This window comes from Janthinobacterium sp. J1-1 (assembly GCF_030944405.1).
In the GTDB taxonomy this organism is placed as follows: Bacteria; Pseudomonadota; Gammaproteobacteria; order Burkholderiales; family Burkholderiaceae_D; genus Janthinobacterium.
Window position 1 is genome coordinate 1,409,382 of sequence record NZ_CP132339.1, and the last position, 20,377, is coordinate 1,429,758.

General features: G+C 54.7%; 19 protein-coding genes. All 19 read left to right on the plus strand.

Annotated features, from left to right (window positions below; translation table 11 throughout):
* Positions 1 to 3 precede the first annotated feature (3 nt).
* The 19 genes from Q8L25_RS06325 (at position 4) to Q8L25_RS06415 (ending at position 20,308) form a co-directional block, all read left to right on the plus strand.
* Positions 4 to 1,230, plus strand: a complete 1,227-nt coding sequence (locus Q8L25_RS06325) for a Wzz/FepE/Etk N-terminal domain-containing protein (protein WP_308924060.1) — start codon at positions 4 to 6, stop codon at positions 1,228 to 1,230.
* A gap of 168 nt (positions 1,231 to 1,398) precedes the next feature.
* Positions 1,399 to 2,694 carry a Vi polysaccharide biosynthesis UDP-N-acetylglucosamine C-6 dehydrogenase TviB gene (gene tviB, locus Q8L25_RS06330; RefSeq protein ID WP_065307076.1) on the plus strand — a complete coding sequence of 432 codons (1,296 nt, stop codon included), beginning with the start codon at positions 1,399 to 1,401 and terminating at the stop codon, positions 2,692 to 2,694.
* Between the two features lie 13 nt (positions 2,695 to 2,707).
* The gene (locus tag Q8L25_RS06335; protein ID WP_308924061.1) at positions 2,708 to 3,766 is read left to right on the plus strand and encodes a Gfo/Idh/MocA family oxidoreductase; all 1,059 of its coding nucleotides are present in this window, start codon (positions 2,708 to 2,710) and stop codon (positions 3,764 to 3,766) included.
* 13 nt (positions 3,767 to 3,779) lie between these two features.
* Positions 3,780 to 4,364: an acyltransferase gene (locus tag Q8L25_RS06340; protein ID WP_065307074.1), complete on the plus strand. Its 585-nt coding sequence runs from the start codon at positions 3,780 to 3,782 to the stop codon at positions 4,362 to 4,364.
* On the plus strand, positions 4,364 to 5,461 hold the full coding sequence (locus Q8L25_RS06345) for a DegT/DnrJ/EryC1/StrS family aminotransferase (protein WP_308925664.1): 1,098 nt from the start codon (positions 4,364 to 4,366) through the stop codon (positions 5,459 to 5,461). The genes Q8L25_RS06340 and Q8L25_RS06345 overlap by 1 nt, the downstream gene beginning before the upstream one ends.
* On the plus strand, positions 5,454 to 6,542 hold the full coding sequence (wecB, locus tag Q8L25_RS06350; protein ID WP_281218425.1) for a non-hydrolyzing UDP-N-acetylglucosamine 2-epimerase: 1,089 nt from the start codon (positions 5,454 to 5,456) through the stop codon (positions 6,540 to 6,542). The genes Q8L25_RS06345 and wecB (Q8L25_RS06350) overlap by 8 nt, the downstream gene beginning before the upstream one ends.
* Before the next feature lie 54 nt (positions 6,543 to 6,596).
* On the plus strand, positions 6,597 to 7,859 hold the full coding sequence (locus Q8L25_RS06355) for an oligosaccharide flippase family protein (RefSeq protein WP_308924062.1): 1,263 nt from the start codon (positions 6,597 to 6,599) through the stop codon (positions 7,857 to 7,859).
* Complete coding sequence (locus Q8L25_RS06360) at positions 7,852 to 9,183, plus strand: hypothetical protein (RefSeq protein WP_150127708.1); 1,332 nt, start codon at positions 7,852 to 7,854, stop codon at positions 9,181 to 9,183. The genes Q8L25_RS06355 and Q8L25_RS06360 overlap by 8 nt, the downstream gene beginning before the upstream one ends.
* A gap of 12 nt (positions 9,184 to 9,195) precedes the next feature.
* A complete protein-coding gene (locus Q8L25_RS06365; RefSeq protein ID WP_308924063.1) occupies positions 9,196 to 10,407 on the plus strand; it encodes a glycosyltransferase family 4 protein in 1,212 nt (403 codons plus the stop codon).
* A 12-nt stretch (positions 10,408 to 10,419) separates the two neighbouring features.
* A complete protein-coding gene (locus Q8L25_RS06370; protein ID WP_217270541.1) occupies positions 10,420 to 11,595 on the plus strand; it encodes a glycosyltransferase in 1,176 nt (391 codons plus the stop codon).
* Between the two features lie 106 nt (positions 11,596 to 11,701).
* Positions 11,702 to 12,847: an N-acetyl sugar amidotransferase gene (locus Q8L25_RS06375; protein ID WP_065307068.1), complete on the plus strand. Its 1,146-nt coding sequence runs from the start codon at positions 11,702 to 11,704 to the stop codon at positions 12,845 to 12,847.
* Positions 12,844 to 13,458 (plus strand): imidazole glycerol phosphate synthase subunit HisH, encoded by a 615-nt coding sequence (gene hisH / locus Q8L25_RS06380; protein ID WP_308924064.1) that lies wholly within the window; start codon positions 12,844 to 12,846, stop codon positions 13,456 to 13,458. Before Q8L25_RS06375 ends, hisH begins: the two co-directional genes overlap by 4 nt.
* Before the next feature lie 34 nt (positions 13,459 to 13,492).
* Positions 13,493 to 14,263, plus strand: coding sequence for an AglZ/HisF2 family acetamidino modification protein (locus Q8L25_RS06385; protein ID WP_245714288.1), 771 nt, complete (start codon positions 13,493 to 13,495; stop codon positions 14,261 to 14,263).
* Between the two features lie 8 nt (positions 14,264 to 14,271).
* Entirely contained in the window at positions 14,272 to 15,306 is a 1,035-nt protein-coding gene (locus Q8L25_RS06390; RefSeq protein WP_065307065.1) for a polysaccharide biosynthesis protein, read from the plus strand.
* Positions 15,307 to 15,357: 51 nt separating this feature from the next.
* Entirely contained in the window at positions 15,358 to 16,419 is a 1,062-nt protein-coding gene (locus tag Q8L25_RS06395) for an NAD-dependent epimerase/dehydratase family protein (protein ID WP_374694237.1), read from the plus strand.
* The gene (wecB, locus tag Q8L25_RS06400) at positions 16,416 to 17,546 is read left to right on the plus strand and encodes a non-hydrolyzing UDP-N-acetylglucosamine 2-epimerase (RefSeq protein ID WP_065307063.1); all 1,131 of its coding nucleotides are present in this window, start codon (positions 16,416 to 16,418) and stop codon (positions 17,544 to 17,546) included. Before Q8L25_RS06395 ends, wecB (Q8L25_RS06400) begins: the two co-directional genes overlap by 4 nt.
* Before the next feature lie 10 nt (positions 17,547 to 17,556).
* Entirely contained in the window at positions 17,557 to 18,807 is a 1,251-nt protein-coding gene (locus Q8L25_RS06405) for a glycosyltransferase family 4 protein (RefSeq protein ID WP_308924066.1), read from the plus strand.
* Positions 18,804 to 19,751, plus strand: a complete 948-nt coding sequence (locus tag Q8L25_RS06410) for an SDR family oxidoreductase (protein ID WP_308924067.1) — start codon at positions 18,804 to 18,806, stop codon at positions 19,749 to 19,751. The genes Q8L25_RS06405 and Q8L25_RS06410 overlap by 4 nt, the downstream gene beginning before the upstream one ends.
* Positions 19,748 to 20,308, plus strand: a complete 561-nt coding sequence (locus tag Q8L25_RS06415) for a sugar transferase (RefSeq protein WP_065307060.1) — start codon at positions 19,748 to 19,750, stop codon at positions 20,306 to 20,308. Before Q8L25_RS06410 ends, Q8L25_RS06415 begins: the two co-directional genes overlap by 4 nt.
* The last annotated feature ends 69 nt before the right edge of the window (positions 20,309 to 20,377 follow it).

Sequence of the window (20,377 nt, forward strand, 5' to 3'; positions counted from 1 at the left end):
ATAATGGAAAACTACAACGAGCAGCCAAACGGCATGAAAAAAGAACAGATATCAGTGCCTGGATCAAGTGTATCGTACGGCGACGCAGGTACTAACTTGATCGATCTCATGATCATTTTGGCCAAGCGCAAAAAGTTAATCATTGGATTGCCATTGGCAGTGGCGATTATTGCAGTGGCGATTAGTTTGACACTACCTAACCGTTATCAGGCGACAGTCAAGGTACTTCCTCCACAGCAATCGCAATCAGGGGCGTCCGCGCTGCTGTCGCAACTTGGTGGTGCCGCGAGTCTTGCGGTTGGTGCGGCTGGCATAAAAAACTCTACCGATTTGTACATAGGTATTCTGAAGAGCCGAACAGTCGCTGACAAGCTGATCACTAGGTTTGATTTGAAAAAAAAATATGACACTGAGTCCCAAGATGTCACGCGGGAGCGTCTGCAGGCGGTGACGGTGATCGCCGCTGGCAAGGATGGAATGATCACCGTTAACGTCGAGGACGAAGGCCAGAAATTTGTTGCTGAATTGGCTAACGGCTATATTGATGAATTACAGGGGCTGACCAGAACTCTTGCCATTACGGAAGCATCACAACGACGCGTTTTCTTCGAGCGTCAGCTTGAAACGGCCAAAGATAACCTTGCAAAGGTTGAAATGGAGCTTAAGGGAGCAATGGACAGTCGCGGCGTGATCAGTGTCGATAGTGAGAGTCGGGCGATTCTGGAAACTGCCGCGCGCCTCAAGGCACAGGTTTCAGCCAAAGAAATTCAACTTGGTTCAATGCGTGCATTCGTTACAGCGCAGAATCCGGAATTCCGGCGTGCCACCGAAGAGCTGGGCAGTTTGCGAAGCGAACTGGCAAAGCTGGAAGGTGGTCGCACCGGCACCTCACCATCAAGTGAAATAAACCAGGCAGGACTGGATAATATTCAGCTGATGCGCGACCTTAAGTACTACCAAATGCTGTACGAACTGCTGGCAAAGCAATATGAAGCTGCGCGCCTCGAAGAGGCCAAAGAGCCTTCGCTTATCCAAGTACTTGACCCAGCGCTTGAGCCGGAGCGCAAGTCCAAACCAAAACGGGCTCTGATCGTGCTGGTCGCTACGATAATGGCTGGTTTTGCAGCAGTAGCTTGGGCGTTCTTTTTGGAGTCTAAACAACGCGCTATGGCGATGCCAGGAGGAGCAGCCCGCTGGGATGAGTTGAAATCATATCTTCGGTTCAAGTGAGCTTGCCTTGTAATCCATTTTTATGAGATCGGACAGATACGCATGCCGAGCTTCCGATGCACGCAACGAGTTGACCATGTTGCTAGCGTTCAAATGAACGTGGGTGACGCCCATTGCGTTGAGTGTCTTTAAATTGTGCGTAACTAAATATGTAACGTAGAGAAAAATATGAACTTGAACGAAATTAAAGTAGCAATTGTTGGTTTGGGCTATGTTGGACTTCCACTTGCTGTCGAATTCGGACGCAGGCGTTCGGTCGTAGGATTTGATATTAATCAGAAGCGTATCGCAGAACTGCAGATTGGTAAGGATTTTACGCTCGAGACTACGGCTGATGAATTGCGAGCCGCAGAATATTTGAGTTTTACCATCGAGGTTGAGGATTTGCGTTCATGTAATTGTTTTATAGTTACGGTTCCAACCCCGGTCGATAAATATAAACGACCGGATCTGACACCTTTACTCAAGGCTAGCGAGACCGTAGGTAAGGTTCTGAAAAAGGGAGATATCGTCATTTATGAGTCTACTGTCTACCCTGGTGCTACCGAAGAAGACTGCGTTCCTGTACTGGAGAAGTTTTCCGGCCTTAAGTTCAACCAGGATTTTTTCTGTGGCTATAGCCCGGAGCGCATTAATCCGGGTGACAAGATTAATACTCTTACCAAGATTAAGAAAATCACCAGCGGATCGACCCCGGAGATCGCCAAACTGGTTGACGATCTGTACGCAAGCATTATCACTGCCGGGACTTTTCCTGCTGCTAGCATCAAAGTTGCCGAAGCGGCAAAGGTCATCGAAAACACGCAGCGCGACTTGAACATCGCCCTCGTAAATGAGTTGTCAGTGATTTTCGCTCGCCTCAACATCGACACTCAGGATGTACTTGACGCTGCTGGCAGTAAATGGAATTTCCTGCCGTTCCGGCCTGGCATGGTGGGTGGCCACTGCATCGGGGTCGACCCGTATTACCTTACTCATAAGGCCGAAGCAGTGGGCTACCATCCACAGGTTATTCTGGCTGGCCGTCGCATCAATGACAACATGGCACGTTACGCAGCACGTAATGTCATTAGGTTAATGTTGCAGAAGGGTATTGATGTTGCACGTAGTAAAATTGGCATCATGGGCGTGACGTTCAAGGAGAACTGCCCGGATATACGCAATAGTAAGATTGCGGATCTTGTAAAAGAGTTGCAGGCATGGGGCGTCGAGACCGTGGTCAGCGATCCGTGGGCGAATGCCGAGGAAGTCGAGCACGAGTATGGTATCCAGCTGGGTAAGATCGACAGCGATAATCAAGTCGATGCAATAGTGGTCGCGGTTGGCCACGACCAATTCCGTTCACTTGATGCTGCAGCGCTGAAGAGCATGTGCCGCGGTACCGCACCGGTGCTCGCTGATCTCAAATCTCTCTTTGATCGTAATGCGATGAATGCCGCTGGATTTACTATTTTCCGATTATAAACACTGGACACTTATGCAGAACTATCAAACCATCACAGGCCGAAAAATCCGCATCGCACTAGTTGGCTGTGGCCGTATTGCGAATAATCATTTGGATGCGATGGAAAAACACGCCGCTGATTTTGAAATAGTCGATGTGTGCGACATCGATGCGCAAGCGTTGGAGCGTGCCGTCGCGCGCACCGGCGCTAGTGGACATATCCACCTCTCCGACATGCTGACGAAAACGACTGCCGATGTTGTCGTGCTGACGACCCCGAGCGGTTTGCATGCCAACCAGGCAATCGAAGTGGCGAGAACCGGGCGTCATGTCGTGACCGAAAAGCCAATGGCTACTCGCTGGCAGGACGGCTTGCGCATGGTGCGGGCCTGCGACGAGGCTAACGTGCGGTTGTTCGTGGTAAAGCAAAACCGTCGTAACGCCACGCTCCAGTTGCTTAAGCGTGCTGCCGAACAAGGTCGTTTCGGCCGAATCTACAATGTGGCCATTAACGTTTTCTGGACCCGTCCGCAAGAATACTACGATAGCGCTAAATGGCGCGGCACTTGGGAGTTCGATGGCGGCGCTTTCATGAACCAGGCAAGTCATTACATTGATCTGTTTGATTGGATAGTTGGCCCTGTGGAAAGCGTCATGGCCTACACCGCTACGCTCGGTCGCGACATCGAAGTCGAGGACAGTGGCGTAGCTGCGTTGCGCTGGCGTAGTGGCGCGATGGGTACGCTCAATGTCACTATGCTCACCTATCCGAAAAACATGGAAGGCTCGATTACGATCCTGGGTGAGAAAGGCACCGTACGCATCGGCGGCGTGGCCGTGAACGAGATCCAGAAGTGGGAGTTTTCCGAGCCACATGAAGATGATAAATGCGTCAAAGATGTCAGCTATGAGACGACATCGGTGTACGGTTTTGGCCATCCGCTGTACTACCAGAATGTGATCCAGACGCTGCGCGGTACTGCCAGCGCGGAGACCGATGGCCGTGAAGGTCTCAAATCTCTGGAACTGCTGATCGCGATGTACATGTCGTCGCGTGACGGCAAGCGCATTGCGCTGCCGCTCGAATATTAATATGGGGAAAGCAATGAGCTCCAATATTCATGCGACCGCCATCGTCGATGACGGTGCACAGATCGGTGAAGGTACGCGGGTCTGGCACTGGGTGCACATCAGTGGCGGAGCGCGTATCGGCAAGGCGTGTTCGTTCGGGCAGAACGTCTATGTCGGTAATGACGTCCAGATTGGCGACAACGTCAAGGTACAAAACAACGTCAGTGTCTACGATGCGGTGACGCTGGAGGACGACGTGTTCTGTGGTCCGAGCATGGTGTTTACCAACGTGTATAACCCCCGTTCGGCCGTGACGCGCAAGAACGAATACCGCAGGACAGTAGTGCGCAAGGGCGCCACGCTGGGCGCCAACTGCACCATCGTGTGCGGCGTCACGGTCGGCGCTTACGCCTTCGTGGCCGCTGGCGCGGTTGTCAATCGCGACGTGAAAGCGTATGCCCTGATGGCTGGCGTGCCGGCACGCCAGATCGGATGGATGAGCGAGCAAGGGAACCGCCTGGAGCTGCCGCTAACTGGCAACGCCACCTGCATCTGCGCCGACACGGCGGCAAGTTACCATCTCAATGACGGCGAAGTTACTAAGGAAGAACAAGCATGATTCCCTTTATCGATCTAAAACAGCAGTATCAGGCGCTCAAGCCGCAAATCCAGGAGCGCATCAGTCGTGTGCTTGAACATGGTCAATACATCATGGGCCCGGAAGTGCGCGAAATGGAAGCGCGCCTCGAACAATTCACTGAAGCCAAGCACTGTATTTCGGTCTCGAGCGGCACCGAAGCGTTGCTGATTAGCCTGATGGCGTTAGGGATCAAGCCGGGAGACGAGGTCATCACGACCCCATTCACGTTCGTTGCCAGCGCGGAAGTCATCGTGCTGTTGGGCGCTGTGCCGGTGTACGTCGATATCGAGGCGGATACATGCAACATCGCGGTGAGCAAGATCGAAGCGGCGATTACATCGCGCACCAAGGCCATCATGCCGGTCAGTCTTTATGGCCAACCGGGCGACATGGACGAAATCAACGCGATTGCCGCGCGCCACGGTAATATCGCCGTCATCGAGGACGCGGCACAGAGTTTCGGTGCCATCTATAAGGACCGTAAGAGCTGTAACTTGTCTACCATTGGCTGCACCAGCTTCTTCCCTAGCAAGCCGCTCGGCTGTTACGGCGACGGCGGTGCAATCTTTACGAACGACGATGCGATCGCTCAAGCCTGCCGGGAAATTCGCATCCACGGTCAGAGTAAGCGTTACGTGCATACCCGTGTGGGTGTGGGTGGCCGCATGGACACAATACAGTGCGCGATTGTGCTGGCCAAGCTTGATCGATTCGAACAAGAAATCACGTCGCGTCTGGAATTGGGGGCGCGCTACAACGAACTGTTGAGCGGAGTGGTGAAAACGGTCGCCCAACGTGCCGATCGCACGAGCATGTATGCGCAGTACACCGTTTTGGTGCATGATCGCGACGCGGTCCAAGTCAAGCTCACAGAGGCTGGCATCCCGACCGCTGTACATTACCCGATCCCGCTGCACCAGCAGCCAGCTTATGTAGGGTATTGCCGCGTCGAGGGCGACCTGAGCGTATCGGAAGCCATGGCCACCCAGGTGATGAGTCTGCCGATTTCGCCGGATCTTGATTCCGCCACGCAGCAGATGATCGTTGATGCATTGGTGGAGGCTACCCGTGCTTAAAATAGTTACCGTGGTCGGTGCCCGACCCCAGTTCATTAAGGCCGCAGCTGTTTCGCGTGCAATCCGTTTACACTTCCCGGATCGTGTGAATGAGGTATTGATCCATACTGGTCAGCATTTTGACGAAAACATGTCGCAGGTATTTTTCGACGAGCTCGGAATGCCTGCCCCAAACTATCATTTGGCCGTTTCTGGTGGCCTGCATGGGGCCATGACCGGGCGCATGATGGAAGCAATCGAACAAATTTTGATTCAGGAGGCGCCGGACTGGGTACTCGTGTACGGCGACACGAATTCGACGCTGGCTGGCGCGCTGGCCTCGGCCAAATTGCACATCCCGATTGCCCACGTGGAAGCAGGTTTGCGCTCTTTCAATATGCGTATGCCCGAGGAAGTCAACCGAATTTTGACTGATCGCGTCTCGTCGCTGTTGCTGTGCCCGACCAATGAGGCTGTGGGCAATCTCAAGACAGAAGGTGTGGCCAAGGGCGTGCACTTGGTCGGTGACGTTATGTACGACGTGGCCAAATACGTCGGTGAAATTGCCGAGACCCAGTCGAACGTGTTGGACGAGCTTGGCCTAAAACCAAAAGAATTCGTTCTGGCCACCTGCCACCGTGCGGAAAACACGGACGACGCTGCACGCCTGACTGCAATCGTCGGTGCACTTGCGGAAATCGCACGTGACGTGCCCGTGGTATTCCCGCTTCACCCGCGCACCCGCGCCAAACTCGATAGCTACGGCCAGCTTGCGCTGCTCGATAACCTCATCGTGACGGCGCCGGTGTCGTATATGGCGATGGTCGCTCTCGAGAAAAACGCGACGGTAATCGTGACAGACTCGGGCGGTGTGCAAAAGGAAGCGTTCTTCTATCGTGTGCCATGCGTGACTACTCGTGATGAGACGGAATGGATCGAGACGGTCGAATCCGGCTGGAACACGCTGGTGGGTGCCGACTGCGGTGCAATCGTGCGCGCGGTGAAGTGCACATCGCCACGTGAGCGCAAGGATATTTCACCATATGGTAGTGGTGACTCGGCCAAACAGGTTATCGAACTCATCCTCGGATATGATAAATAAGGGCAAACGGCCCTGTTTCTTCGCGGCAAGCAGGAATGGACAGACGTTAAACAGATGTTGAAGAAATCGAAGTTCACGCGAAATATCGTACAGATCGCGACGGGATCGGCATTGAGCCAATTGATACTGATTGGCTCAATGCCTGTTTTGACTCGACTGTACGACCCATCTGAGTTCGGGGCGCTCGCCCTTTTCAGCTCTGCCTATGCGCTTATTGTCGGCCTGTTCACTCTCAAATACGACTACGCTATCATCCTCCCGGAGGACGACAACGTGGCGCGGGAATTGACAACGCTATGCCTTTACCTGTCCATTGCGATGTGTTTTGCTGGAGTTGCGGGACTTGCTGCTGCCAAATACAGTTTCGCTCAAGAGCTGGCATGGTATTTCTTTCTTGTTCCGGTCGCATCGGTGGTGGGAACCGCCTATACTTGCGCGCAACAATGGGCGGCACGAGCCCGTGACTATCATCGATCGTCGCAAAGCCAGGTCGTAAACGCAGTGGCCAATGTCGGTGTGGTGCTGACGCTTGCAGCTAGTGGCTGGAGCTTCACTGGTCGGTTAGTGGTTGGCTATACGGTCGGGCTTAGCGTGGCGACCCTTTTTTTGGCCGGGTACGGTTGGCGCCATGGACCGTTTGCGTCAATGTCGGCGCTGGGTGCGCGTGCGCGCGAATTCAAGCGTTTTCCTCTGTTTGTATTCCCGTCGTTTCTGCTCGCAACTGGCAGTATCAATACTGCCCCCTTCGTCCTGCGTGCCTTGTTTCGGATCGAAGATGTCGGTTTTTACGCTGTGGCGAACCGTTTTTTGCTCGCGCCCAGTTCGCTGATTGGGGGGGCGATATCCGAAGCTTTCCGTGCCGAGTTCGTGTCAATGCAGAAAGCTGGCGGGGATACGGCTCGTCTGTTCCAGAATACGCTGCGTTCTCTCCTGCTAGTGGCCACGCCGGTGTTCGGCGCTTTAATGGTTTTTGCGCCGACATTGTTCGAGTTTTTGCTTGGCCCCTCGTTTGGACCCAGCGGGCTTGTGGTCAGGTACATCAGCCTGGGCGTTTTTGCTCAGTTTGTCGCCCAGCCGTTCCACTATGTATTCGTGGCTACTGGGCGGGTACGCACAGGCTTGGTGGTGCAAGGGGCTTGCGCATTTGTTCCCCTGCTCGGGCTGATCGCTGGTGGTCTAAAAGGGGTGGGAATACTCCACGCCCTGTTATTTGGGGCAATTCTTTCGGCAGCCACCTCCGCAGTATTGATCTGGATGGCGTACCGCTGCTGCGAGAACCCGACCAGTGTGTCCGACGAGGTGAATAACCATGCTTAAATTGATCTTGGTTGGATTGGCGTACTGTGGCCTTTTCCATTATGCATACGTTACCACAATCACCCCGATTTTTGCGTACGCGCATTACGTGTACAACGATCCAGCCATAGATGGGTTGTTCGTTGCCTACGTGTGTGCAGTATTTCCCTTGGCATTATTCAAGGAAAGTCCCCTTCCGTCCAACTTTGGGGCTGCGCTCCTGTACGTCCTCTGTTACGCACCAGCACAGCTCATGCTCCTGTTCATGTGGGAGCGGGAAGCGCTTGAATTGGTTGTTCTACAAACGGTACTGGCAGCTAGTATGGGAGCGCTGTTCGTCATGGCGCGCAGCGGTGGTGGCCAACAGATCGAAGCGAGTGTCGAGCCTGCAAAGTTGTCGATGACCATCAATGTTCTCACGGGCGTGTCAATGCTGGCGTTATTCGCTACCTTTTCTGGCCAAATGGAACTGGTGTCATTCAATGATGTGTACGACTTGCGTTCCACGGCAGCTTCCACTCAACGCGCATTCGGCGTCGACTACCTACTTAGCTGGATGTCGTATTCATTCTTACCCTACTATTTCGCCAAGGGTTTCCTGTCGCGTAACTGGCGCGATCTGGCGATAGGTGTTGTGGGGAGCATGCTGCTGTATATCGCGATGGGCTCCAAAGCCGGCCTCCTTCTCGGACCGATAATTTTCCTCGTTGGAGTGATTTATGGCTCCGGGGGCAATGCTCTTAAGCGATTGCTAATTGGGGTCGGGGTCGGTGTAGCTGTGACGGTTCTGGTGATCCCAGGTGAAGGGATCTGGATTTGGGCGAGATCCATTCTGCTGATTCGAATTCTAGGCACGGGGGGGTGGACCATGTCGACTTATTACGAGTACTTCACATCGCACCAGTTCACTTACTACACGCACATTGGCCCGATCAATGCGATATTTGGCGGCTATCCTTACGGCGAGTATTCTCTGGGTCAAATGATTGGCCTGGAGTATAGCGGCTCATACGAGGCGAACTTTAATGCGAACTTCTGGGCCAGCGACGGATTTGCAGCCTTAGGTTTGGCAGGAATTCCGTTCGCAACGGCGGCACTAGGTTTGGTCTTTTATCTGATTAACGTCCTTACGCGACATTGTGCCCCGCGCCTAGTCGTCATGTGGCTTACCGGTTTCTGGTTGGCATTGCTCAACCTACCGCTATCTGTCGCGATACTGTCAGGTGGTGGTCTCGTCACCGTATTGCTGATCCAAGCGAGTATCTCGCGGCGAGTACCTGATCCTGATTTTGCCCAAGCCGACGCGTTAAAAATTAGCTCATTCGATACATCCTTTAAAAAGTAAAAAATAAGAATTATGAAGATTGTTCACGTTGAAGATTTCATTCACCCTGACGCTGGATACCAGGTCAACCTGCTCTCACGCCTACAACAGATCGACGGCCAGGAAGTATCAATCGTCACAGGTGAATTGGATAAAATGCCGGACTGGTTGACAGGATTTTTCGGTATTGATCGTATTGAGGAGCGCGACGCACGTTTCAAGAGGGAAACTGGAGTACCGATTCACCGCGTGCCCCTGCATGGATTCTACAGCGGCCGGGCGATTATGCATTTTTGGCGACTGTTCCGTACTGTCGCTAAGGAAAAGCCGGATGTGGTGTTTGTACATGGTGAGGATACACTCACCGGAATGCTGTTCATCATCTTGTCGCGCTGGCTGCCATACCCAATTATTCTCGATTGCCATATGTTGGAGATGGCATCGTTGAATCGTTTCCGCAAGTACTTCCGCTGGCTTTACAAGCGTATCATCACGCCAATTATTTTATCGCGTAATATCCCGTTGATCCGCGTGGTCGATAGCGATTTTGTAGAGAAGTGCCTTGGTATACCATTGTCGCATACTGATTTGTTGTCGTTCGGGACCGACACTTTGCATTTTAGTCCGAACCCTGAAAACAGACGCGCTAAGCGCGCTGAGCTTGGGCTGTCGCAGGACGCGTTCGTCGTACTCTATGCCGGCAAACTGGATGAACAGAAAGGAGGCGCATTCCTTTCGAGTGCATTGTGTGAAAAGTTAACAGCGCCAAATGAGCGCGAACTGCAATTCTTGATTGTGGGCAATAGCGTAGGTACGTATGGCGAACAAGTCGAGAAAAATTTTGCCGCCTCCGATAACGTAATTAAACGGTTGCCGACCCAACGTTATTTCGACCTTGCAGGGTTTTACCAAGCGGCGGATTTGGTCGTTTTCCCGAAACAATGCAGTATGAGTTTCTTCGAAGCGCAGTCATGTGGCTGCCCAATCCTGTTCGAGGCCAATGAAATCAACACCCAACGTGCGCAGTTTGGCAACGCTATCACATTCACAGGTGGCGACATTTCTGATTTTCGCCAAAAACTCATGGGGTTAGTCGCCTTGGAACAGGAAGCCCTCGATGCGTACGGGATTAATGCGCGCAAGTTTATCATTGATAACTATGACTTTGTTCCTATCGCACGGCAATTTACGGCTGTGCTAGAGCGGGCGCTAGTGGCAAGCACCGCAAAGTCGCAACGGACCTGAAAGATGTCGGAAATGAATAAAGATTCAGGCGCTATGCGGCCGCTTGTCGTTGGGATTGACGCATCGCGCAACCGTTCCGGTGGTGCGCGCGCGCATATAATTGGTATTATTGAAAATTTATGCCCTGAGCAGCACGATATCAAGGGAGTCCATGTCTGGGCCTACCGTACTCTGCTCGATGCTTTGCCTGACCTGCCGTGGCTGCACAAGCATTGCCCTCCCGCGCTGGAGCGTGGTCTGCTTTCCCAACTTTGGTGGCAGATGCAGGATTTGGCTGAGGAGGCCAGGCAGGCCGGCTGTGACATCCTTTTCGCGACCGACGCCAGCACGCTTTGCAACTTCCAGCCGTTGGTCGTGTTGAGTCAGGACATGCTGTCATACGAAAAAGGTGTGATGTCCTACTTCGGCTACGGTACAGCGCGCCTGCGACTATTGCTGATCTTGTTTCTGCAAAACGCCGCGTTTCGTCGGGCGCGCGGTGTCATTTTTTTGACCAAGTACGCTGGCAAGGTTATTCAATCGAGCTGCGGTGCGCTGAAGCGCGTGACCTATGTCGCGCATGGGGTGGGAGAGAATTTCCGTGCCATTGGCTTGACGCGCCCGTGGCCAGTGAATCCAGTTGAGCCATTAGTCTGCACCTATGTGTCGAACACCGAGATGTACAAGCACCAATGGCAAGTCGTTGAGGCGATGGCGTTACTGCGTGTGCGGGGCCACAATGTCAATCTGGTGCTGGTCGGCGGAGGCCAGGGACAGGCTCAGGCGCTGCTTGATGCGGCAATACGGAAGTATGATCCGCAACAGGAGTTCGTGACTCAGGTTGCATTCGTTTCTCAAGCAGAGCTGACCGACTACCTTGCACAATCGAATATTTTCATATTCGCATCTAGTTGCGAGAATCAACCAGTGACGCTGCTCGAGGGAATGGCGGCCGGCTTGCCAATTGCTTGTTCGGATCGAGGCCCAATGTTGGAGGTCCTCGAAGATGCCGGGACTTTCTTCGATCCAGAAAAACCGGAAACGATAGCGGATGCGGTCGAGGACCTTATCCTTAATGAAGAGAAACGCAAGTTATTAGCTGCTCGTGCGCAGCAGATCGCGGCTCGCTATTCATGGTCGCGCTGCGCCAGCAAAACGTTTAATTTTATATCCAGTACTTATTGGAATGGGAAAGTTTACGCCGAGTAGTGACTGCAAATCTGCGACCATTGCATAATGGACACTAGCGCCTCAAATATTACCTTCCTAGATGACACCTTTCAAGCTGAAAAATTAACTTAAGACAAAATAAAACATGAACCTGGATCCTAATTACCAGATGTGCCGCCGTTGTATCATGGATACATCCGACGCAGGCATACAATTTGATAGCAGCGGCACATGCAACTACTGCAATAATTTTGACACGAACATTGTTCCAAACTGGCATACCGACGAAAAGGGCGCGAGCGAACTGGCCGTGCTCGCCGATAAGATCCGTGCCGATGGCAAGGGCAAGGACTTCGATTGCATCATCGGCCTTAGTGGTGGGCTGGACAGTTCCTATGCGGTTTACGTGGCGAAAGAGAAAATGGGCCTGCGCCCGCTGCTGTATCACGTCGATGCTGGCTGGAATACCGACCAGGCAGTCGGCAACATCGAAAAACTCGTCGATGGCCTTGGCCTGGACTTGTACACGGAAGTGGTGAACTGGCAGGAAATGAAGGACTTGCAGGTGGCTTTCCTGAAGTCGCAGATTCCCGATCAGGATTTGCCGCAGGATGCCTCGTTCTTCTCGTCGCTGTACAAATTCGCGCGCAAGAACAAGATCAAGTATGTGGTTACCGGATCGAACTATTCGACCGAATGCTGCCGTGAGCCGGAAGCGTGGGGTGGTTATCTGGGTATCGACAAGACCTTGTTTGGCGACATCCACGGCAAATTCGGCAAGCGTCCGCTGAAGACGTTCCCCTTGCTCGACATCCTTGTCTACAAAGGCTATTACCAGCATGTGCTGGGCATGCAGGTGGCCAAGCCGCTGAACATGGTGCCATTCCTGAAAAAAGACGCCGAGGATGAACTCGAACGCCGCTTTGGCTGGAAGCGTTTTCAGCACAAGCACCACGAGTCGCGTTTTACCCGCTTCTACGAGGATTACTGGCTGCCGCGCAAGTTCGGCTTCCAGAAACGTCGAGCGCACTTCTCCAGCTTGATCATGACGGGACAAATGACGCGCGAAGCCGCGCTGGACCGTATATCACGCCCTGAGATGGATGAACATTTTCTCAAGCAGGAATTCGAATACGTGGCCAGCAAGCTCGATCTTTCCGTAGAGGAACTGCAGGCCATTTTTGACGGGGAAAACAAGACGTATCGTGACTACCGCAACAAGCGCTGGCTGATTGGCGCGGGCGCCAGTGCGATGCGCCTGCTGGGTACGGAAAAGAGGTTTTTCCGATGATCCATATCGTTGATTATGGCCTGGGCAATGTCCAGGCATTCGCCAATATGTACAAGCGCCTCGGTTTCGAGGCGACGCGCGCCAAGACAGCGGCCGAACTGAGCGGCGCTACCAAGATCATCCTGCCGGGTGTCGGTGCGTTCGACAAGGCAATGGAATTGCTCGATGCGTCGGGCATGCGGCCGGTACTCGAAGACCTGGTCGTCGAGAAGAAGGTACCGGTGCTGGGAATCTGCGTCGGCATGCAGATACTGGCAAGCGCCAGCGACGAGGGAACGTCGGCGGGCCTGGGCTGGATTCCAGGCCGGGTGCGTTCGTTCGGCTCGTCAGAGGAATCGTCCAAACTGCCGCTTCCCCACATGGGGTGGAATGATGTTGCGCCAGCGCCGGGTTCTGCGTTGTTTGCCGGCCTGGAGTCGGACGCGCGCTTTTACTTTCTCCACTCATTTTTCTTCGACAGCAGCGACCCGGCCCATGTGTCGGCCCGCGCCACCTACGGCCTTAACTTTGGCTGCGCCGTCAGTTCGGGCAATGTCCATGGCGTCCAGTTTCACCCAGAGAAAAGCCACCATTATGGTGCCTTGCTGTTGAAAAATTTCGCGGAGTTATAAGATGCTCAGACCAAGGATTATCCCTTGCCTGTTGGTGCACGAAAAAGGTCTGGTCAAGACAGTGTCGTTCAAGTCGCCAAAATATGTGGGTGACCCGATCAATGCGGTCAAGATTTTCAATGAAAAGGAATCGGACGAGCTTATCGTGCTGGACATCGATGCCTCGGTCAATGGCGTCGAACCTGACTACAAACTGATTTCCGACCTGGCAGCGGAGTGCCGCATGCCCTTGTGCTACGGCGGCGGAATTCGCACTGCGGCACAGGCAAAACACATCATCAGCCTGGGTGTGGAGAAAATCGCGATCAGCTCGGCGGCAGTGGAAAATCCGGAGCTCGTTTCCCAGATTTCCGACGAAGTGGGCCGCCAGAGCGTGGTAGTGGTCATCGACGTCAAGAAGCGCATGCTGAGCAAAGAGTACGACGTTTATATCCACAACGGTCGCAAGAACACCAAACGTAATCCGATCGAACTGGCCAAGCAGATGGAATTGCTGGGGGCGGGCGAAATCGTGCTCAATTCGATCGACCAGGATGGTCAGATGAAGGGCTACGACGTGGCACTGGCACAGAAATTACGCGAAGCGGTGCGTATTCCGATCACCATCCTCGGTGGCGCCGGTTCGTTGCAGGACATCGAAAAGCTGGTTGGCGCCTGTGGCGTGGTTGGCGCCTCGGCTGGCAGCCTGTTTGTCTTCAAGGGTGTGTATAAAGCCGTCCTGATCAATTATCCGAGTGTGCTCCAGCGCGACGAACTGGTGGCGCGTGCGCTAGGTTTGAACTTGGCAACAGTTAACGAAAAATAAGGAATTGTATGTTTGAAGGCAAAGTACTGCTCATTACCGGTGGCACGGGTTCGTTTGGAAACGCCGTTCTGCGTCGTTTTCTGGATACCGAGATCAAAGAGATCCGCATTTTCAGCCGCGATGAAAAAAAGCAGGATGACATGCGCAAGAAGTACAACAATCCGAAGCTGAAGTTTTATATCGGTGATGTGCGTGATTTTTCCAGTGTCCTGAATGCCACCCGCGGCGTTGATTTCATTTTCCATGCGGCGGCGCTGAAGCAGGTGCCGTCGTGCGAGTTCCACCCGATGGAAGCGGTCAAGACCAATATCATCGGTACCGACAATCTGCTGGAGGCGGCGATTCAGAACAGCGTACGCCGCGTGGTCTGCCTGAGTACCGACAAGGCCGCCTACCCGATCAATGCCATGGGCATTTCGAAGGCGATGATGGAAAAAGTCATGGTCGCCAAGTCGCGTGGCCTCGATGATGCCAAAACCGTCATTTGCGGCACGCGCTATGGCAACGTGATGGCCTCGCGCGGTTCGGTGATTCCCCTGTTCGTGGATCAGGTACTGGCTGGCAAGTCGATCACCATCACCGACCCTGCCATGACGCGCTTCATGATGACGCTCGAAGATGCGGTCGACCTGGTGCTGTATGCATTCGAACATGGCACCAATGGCGATATGTTTGTTCAGAAAGCGCCGGCCGCCACGGTTGAAACGCTGGTCGCCGCGCTGTTGTCGATCATGGAAAAACCGGCGCACAAGGTGGACGTGATCGGCACGCGCCATGGCGAAAAATTGTATGAGACCTTGCTCAGCCGTGAAGAAATGGCCGCGGCCGAAGACCTGGGCGGCTACTACCGTATTCCGCCAGATCTGCGTGACCTGAACTACGGTAAATTCGTTGAAGAGGGCGAGGCGAAGATCTCGACTTACGACGACTACAATTCGCACAATACCGACCGTCTCGATACCGATGGCATGAAGCAACTGTTGATGAAGCTCGATTTCGTCCAGGCAATCGCGCGCGGTGAATCACCGGTCGAGGAAGGCTGAGCGATGAAGGTACTTGTCACCGGCGCCAACGGCTTTATCGGCAAGAATCTGTTGATCCACCTTCGCGAGCGTGGCGCCGATAGCCTCACGTTCGTGCGCGGCGATTCGCTCGCTGAGCTGGACGCGAAAGTTGCGCAAGCCGAATTCATTTTTCATCTGGCTGGCGTGAATCGTCCGAAGACGGAGTCGGAATTCGAGGAAGGCAACACCAACCTGACGCAGGCGCTGTGCGATGCGGTAAAACGCAGCGGCCGCCAGGTGCCGATCATTTATGCGTCGTCGGTGCAAGCCGAGTTGCCAAACGCCTATGGCGCGAGCAAGCGGGCGGCAGAAGATGCCTTGCATGCCCTGGCATCCAAGATGGGCCTGCCGGTGTATATCTACCGCTTGCCGAACGTGTTTGGCAAGTGGTGCCGGCCGAACTACAACTCGGCGGTGGCGACCTTCTGCCACAATATCTCCCATGGCTTGCCCATCCAGATCAATAATCCGGCATCCGAGCTGCGGCTGGTCTATGTCGATGACGTGGTTGCCGACTTCCTGAAAGTCATGGATGCGGTGCCAGCGGCCGGCACGCCAGTGGAAGTGCAGCCGGTCTACGCGACCACCGTCGGCGAGATGGCCGACCTCCTGCAGGCCTTCAAGGACAGCCGTACGACCCACGTCACCGAGCGTGTGGGCACCGGCTTTACGCGCGCCCTTTACTCGACCTACATCACGTATTTTGAGCCGGAGACGTTTTCCTATCCGCTCGTCAAGCACGAAGATCCGCGCGGCATGTTTGTTGAAATGCTCAAGACGCGCGATTCAGGACAGTTTTCATTCTTCACGGCGCACCCCGGCATCACGCGTGGCGGCCATTATCATCACACGAAGACTGAAAAGTTCCTGGTGATCAAAGGCAAGGCGCGCTTCTGTTTCCTGCACATCGAGAGTGGCCGCACGCATGAGTTGTGCACCAGTGCCGATGCGCCGGAAGTGGTGGAAACGATCCCCGGCTGGTCGCACGATATCACCAACATTGGTGATGAAGAAATGATTGTGATGTTGTGGGCGAATGAAATTTTTGACCGTCAACATCCCGATACCGTCGCATACAAGGTAACAGCATGAAAAAATTAAAAGTCATTACCGTGGTCGGAACCCGGCCTGAAATCATCCGCTTGTCGCGCGTAATGGCCAAGCTCGACGAGTACTGCGAGCAGATCATTGTCCACACGGGGCAGAACTACGACTACGAACTCAATGAAATTTTCTTCCAGGATCTGGAAGTACGCAAGCCTGATCATTTCCTCAATGCCGCTGGCGGCAACGCTGCCGAGACGATCGGCAAGATCATCATTGCCGTCGATGCGGTGCTGGAGCAGGAACAACCCGACGCCATCCTGATCCTGGGCGATACCAACAGCTGCCTGTCGGCGATTCCTGCGAAGCGCCGCAAGATTCCCATCTTCCACATGGAAGCGGGCAATCGCTGTTTCGACCAGCGTGTACCAGAGGAAACGAATCGCAAGATCGTCGACCATACGGCGGACATCAACCTGACCTACAGCGATATCGCCCGGGAATACCTGTTGCGTGAAGGATTGTTGCCAGATCGTATCATCAAGACAGGCAGCCCGATGTACGAAGTCTTGCACCATTACAAGGCGCGGATCGACGCATCGGATGCGGTCGAACGTCTGGGCCTGACCGAGGGCGAGTATTTTGTCGTCAGTGCCCACCGCGAAGAAAATATCGATTCGCCGGCGAATTTTGCCAAGCTGGTCGACGCATTGAACCAGGTCGCCGAGACCTACAACTTGCCGGTGATCGTTTCGACCCATCCGCGCACGCAGAAAAAGGTCGATGCGCTGGGCGCCAAGTTCCACCCACTGGTGCGTTTGCTCAAGCCGCTTGGTTTCAGGGATTACGTAAAACTGCAGGCGAGCGCGCGCGCAGTGCTGTCCGACAGCGGCACCATCAACGAAGAGTCGTCGATCCTGAACTTCCCGGCCCTGAACCTGCGTGAAGCGCATGAGCGGCCTGAAGGCATGGAAGAGGCGGCCGTGATGATGACCGGCCTGGAAGTCGATCGCATCCTGCAAGGCCTGGCCATCCTGGCGGACCAGCCGCGTGGCGAGCAGCGCAGCCTGCGCCTGGTGGCCGACTACAGCATGCCGAATGTTTCGGACAAGGTTGTCAGGATCGTCCACAGCTATACCGACTACGTCAATCGCGTAGTTTGGAAGAAACAATAAAGGTATTGACGTGCGTTTACTTGTTGTTACGCAGTATTTTTGGCCGGAAAATTTCCGTATCAATGACCTGGTTGCCGAGCTGGTCGGGCGTGGCCACCAGGTCACGGTCCTGACCGGCCATCCGAATTATCCTGCAGGCGAGTTTTTCAGTGACTTTTTGGCTGCACCGGAAAATTTTAACGAGTATGCGGGTGCGGAAGTGGTGCGTGTACGCCACACGGCGCGTGGCAAAGGTGGCGTGCGGCTGATGCTCAATTATTTGACATTCGCGCTCAATGCGAGCTGTAGCGGGCTATGGAAATTACGGGGACGCGATTTCGACGCCATCTTTTGCTACGAGCCTTCGCCGATTACCGTCGGTCTTCCTGCCGCGGCATTGCGGGCGGTGAAGAAAGCGCCGTTGGCATTCTGGGTGCTTGACCTGTGGCCGGAGACACTGCATGCCATCGGCGTGATCAAGTCGCCAGCGGTGCTGCGCGCGGTAGGCAAGCTGGTTTCGTTCGTCTACAAACGCTGTGACGTGATCCTCGCGCAGTCGCGGGCATTCGTACCGAATATCGTGAAATATGCCGGTCCGTCGGCGCGGGTGGAATATTTTCCCAGCTGGGCGGAGTCGGTGTTCGACATGACGGAGGTCGTGCCCGCGGCCGAGATGGAACGCGATTCATCGGTATTTACCGTCATGTTTGCCGGTAACGTCGGTGATGCACAGGACTTTCCGGCAATACTCGCTGCGGCCGAAAGGCTCAAGCACAATCGCGCCATTCGCTGGGTAATCGTCGGCGATGGCCGGCTCAGCGGCTGGCTGGCCGAGCAGGTTGTTGCGCGCGGCCTGTCTGACTGCTTCATTTTGCTTGGCCGCTATCCGGTCGAGCGCATGGCCAGCTTTTTCAGGCATGCCGACGCGCTGCTTGTTTCGCTCAAGGATCAACCCATTTTCTCGATGACGATTCCGGGCAAGCTGCAATCGTACTTGGCGGCGGGTATTCCATTGCTGGCGATGCTCAATGGTGAAGGCGCCGATGTGGTGCGGCAGGCGAATGCGGGTCTGACCTGCAATGCCGGCGATGCCGAAGGCCTGGCCAATGCGGTGCTGGCGATGGCCGACATGACGCCGGCCGAGCGTGCCAGCATGGGCAATAATGGTTTGCAAACCAGCGCGTCACAATTCAATCGCGCCGGTTTGATCACGCAACTGGAAGAATGGCTTATCAATATGCAGTTGAATCAAGTTAAATCCCCGCGGAGACTGCCGCAATGATGCTTGTTACCGGAAGTAATGGTTTTGTGGGCAAGGCGCTGTGCAGCACCTTGCGCGCAGGCGGCGCCAGCGTGTGCGCGGCAGTCAGAAAGGGCGCCAGCGATGGCCAGGTCAATGTGGGCGATCTCAATGGCGGTACCGACTGGCGCGCCGCGTTGGCAGGCTGCGAGGTGGTGTTTCACCTGGCCGCGCGCGTGCATGTCATGGCCGATAAGGACGAGGATCCGCTGCGCGCCTACCGCGAGGTCAATCTCGACGGTACGCTGAACCTGGCAAGACAGGCCATCGCCGCTGGCGTGCGCCGCTTCGTGTTTGTCAGCAGCGTGAAGGTCAACGGCGAGGGCACCACGACGCAGCCGTTCAGGGCCTCCGATGTGCCGCAGCCCTGCGACCCTTATGGGGTATCGAAAATGGAGGCGGAACAGGCCTTGCAGCAATTGGGCCGCGATACCGGACTGGAGGTGGTGATCGTTCGGCCGCCACTGGTCTATGGCCCTGGCGTGAAGGCCAATTTCCTGAACCTGATCAAGCTGGTGCAAAAGGGCGTGCCGCTGCCATTTGGCAGCATCCGCAACTTCCGCAGCATGGTGGCACTCGATAACCTGGTCGATCTGCTGATCGTGTGCGGCAAGCATCCAGCGGCGCCTGGCCACGTGTTCATGGTGTCCGATGGGGATGACATGGGCGTGAAGGAATTGGTCACGAAAATCGCCAGGGCGATGCACAAACGCGTGTTGCTGGTGCCGGTGCCGGTGGCCCTGATGGCTGGCGCCGCCAAATTGCTGGGCAAACAGGGTGTGGTTGACCGCCTGGCCGGTTCACTGCAGGTCGATATTGCCAGTACACAAGCGACGTTGGGCTGGCGACCGGTGGTGACACCGCAAGCGGCGATCGACAACACGGTCGAGCAGTTTTTTTTGAAGAATGGTCAAAGCAAACAATGAAGAGAGTATTTGATTTACTGATGAGCCTGATTGCAGCCGTGATCTTTTTCATCCCGCTGTGCCTGCTTGCCATCGTGGTCAAGGCGACTTCGAAGGGGCCGGTGCTGTACTGGTCCGATCGCGTCGGCCGTGGCAACCGGATTTTTTCCATGCCCAAGCTGCGCACCATGCGCGTCGATACGCCGGTGGTGGCGACGCACTTGCTGGCCGATCCGAAAACCTTCTTGACGCCGGTGGGCGGCTTTCTGCGCAAATCCAGCCTCGATGAAATCCCGCAATTGTGGTGCATCATCTGCGGTGACATGAGCGTGGTGGGGCCGCGCCCTGCGCTGTTCAATCAGCAAAACCTGATCGATCTGCGCACGGCGCAAAATGTCCATCTGATCCGCCCTGGCCTGACCGGCTGGGCGCAGATCAACGGCCGCGACGAACTGCCGATCCCCGAGAAGGTCAAACTCGATGCGGAATATTTGCGTCTGCAGTCGTTTACGTTTGATATCAAGGTGATCATGCTGACGGCACTTAAAGTAGTACGGCGCGACGGCATCGTGCACTGATACTGTCTCGGCTTGCAGTATGAAAAAAGGGAAGCGCCACGGCGCTTCCCTTTTTTTCGTCCTGGCCGT

What these genes read in the sequence shown, in the direction of transcription:
- Q8L25_RS06325 (WP_308924060.1), top strand. Translation starts at nt 4, where the DNA reads ATGGAAAACTACAACGAGCAGCCAAACGGCATGAAAAAAGAACAGATA.
- tviB (WP_065307076.1), top strand. Translation starts at nt 1,399, where the DNA reads ATGAACTTGAACGAAATTAAAGTAGCAATTGTTGGTTTGGGCTATGTT.
- Q8L25_RS06335 (WP_308924061.1), top strand. Translation starts at nt 2,708, where the DNA reads ATGCAGAACTATCAAACCATCACAGGCCGAAAAATCCGCATCGCACTA.
- Q8L25_RS06340 (WP_065307074.1), top strand. Translation starts at nt 3,780, where the DNA reads ATGAGCTCCAATATTCATGCGACCGCCATCGTCGATGACGGTGCACAG.
- Q8L25_RS06355 (WP_308924062.1), top strand. Translation starts at nt 6,597, where the DNA reads ATGTTGAAGAAATCGAAGTTCACGCGAAATATCGTACAGATCGCGACG.
- Q8L25_RS06360 (WP_150127708.1), top strand. Translation starts at nt 7,852, where the DNA reads ATGCTTAAATTGATCTTGGTTGGATTGGCGTACTGTGGCCTTTTCCAT.
- Q8L25_RS06365 (WP_308924063.1), top strand. Translation starts at nt 9,196, where the DNA reads ATGAAGATTGTTCACGTTGAAGATTTCATTCACCCTGACGCTGGATAC.
- Q8L25_RS06370 (WP_217270541.1), top strand. Translation starts at nt 10,420, where the DNA reads ATGAATAAAGATTCAGGCGCTATGCGGCCGCTTGTCGTTGGGATTGAC.
- Q8L25_RS06375 (WP_065307068.1), top strand. Translation starts at nt 11,702, where the DNA reads ATGAACCTGGATCCTAATTACCAGATGTGCCGCCGTTGTATCATGGAT.
- hisH (WP_308924064.1), top strand. Translation starts at nt 12,844, where the DNA reads ATGATCCATATCGTTGATTATGGCCTGGGCAATGTCCAGGCATTCGCC.
- Q8L25_RS06390 (WP_065307065.1), top strand. Translation starts at nt 14,272, where the DNA reads ATGTTTGAAGGCAAAGTACTGCTCATTACCGGTGGCACGGGTTCGTTT.
- wecB (WP_065307063.1), top strand. Translation starts at nt 16,416, where the DNA reads ATGAAAAAATTAAAAGTCATTACCGTGGTCGGAACCCGGCCTGAAATC.
- Q8L25_RS06410 (WP_308924067.1), top strand. Translation starts at nt 18,804, where the DNA reads ATGATGCTTGTTACCGGAAGTAATGGTTTTGTGGGCAAGGCGCTGTGC.
- Q8L25_RS06415 (WP_065307060.1), top strand. Translation starts at nt 19,748, where the DNA reads ATGAAGAGAGTATTTGATTTACTGATGAGCCTGATTGCAGCCGTGATC.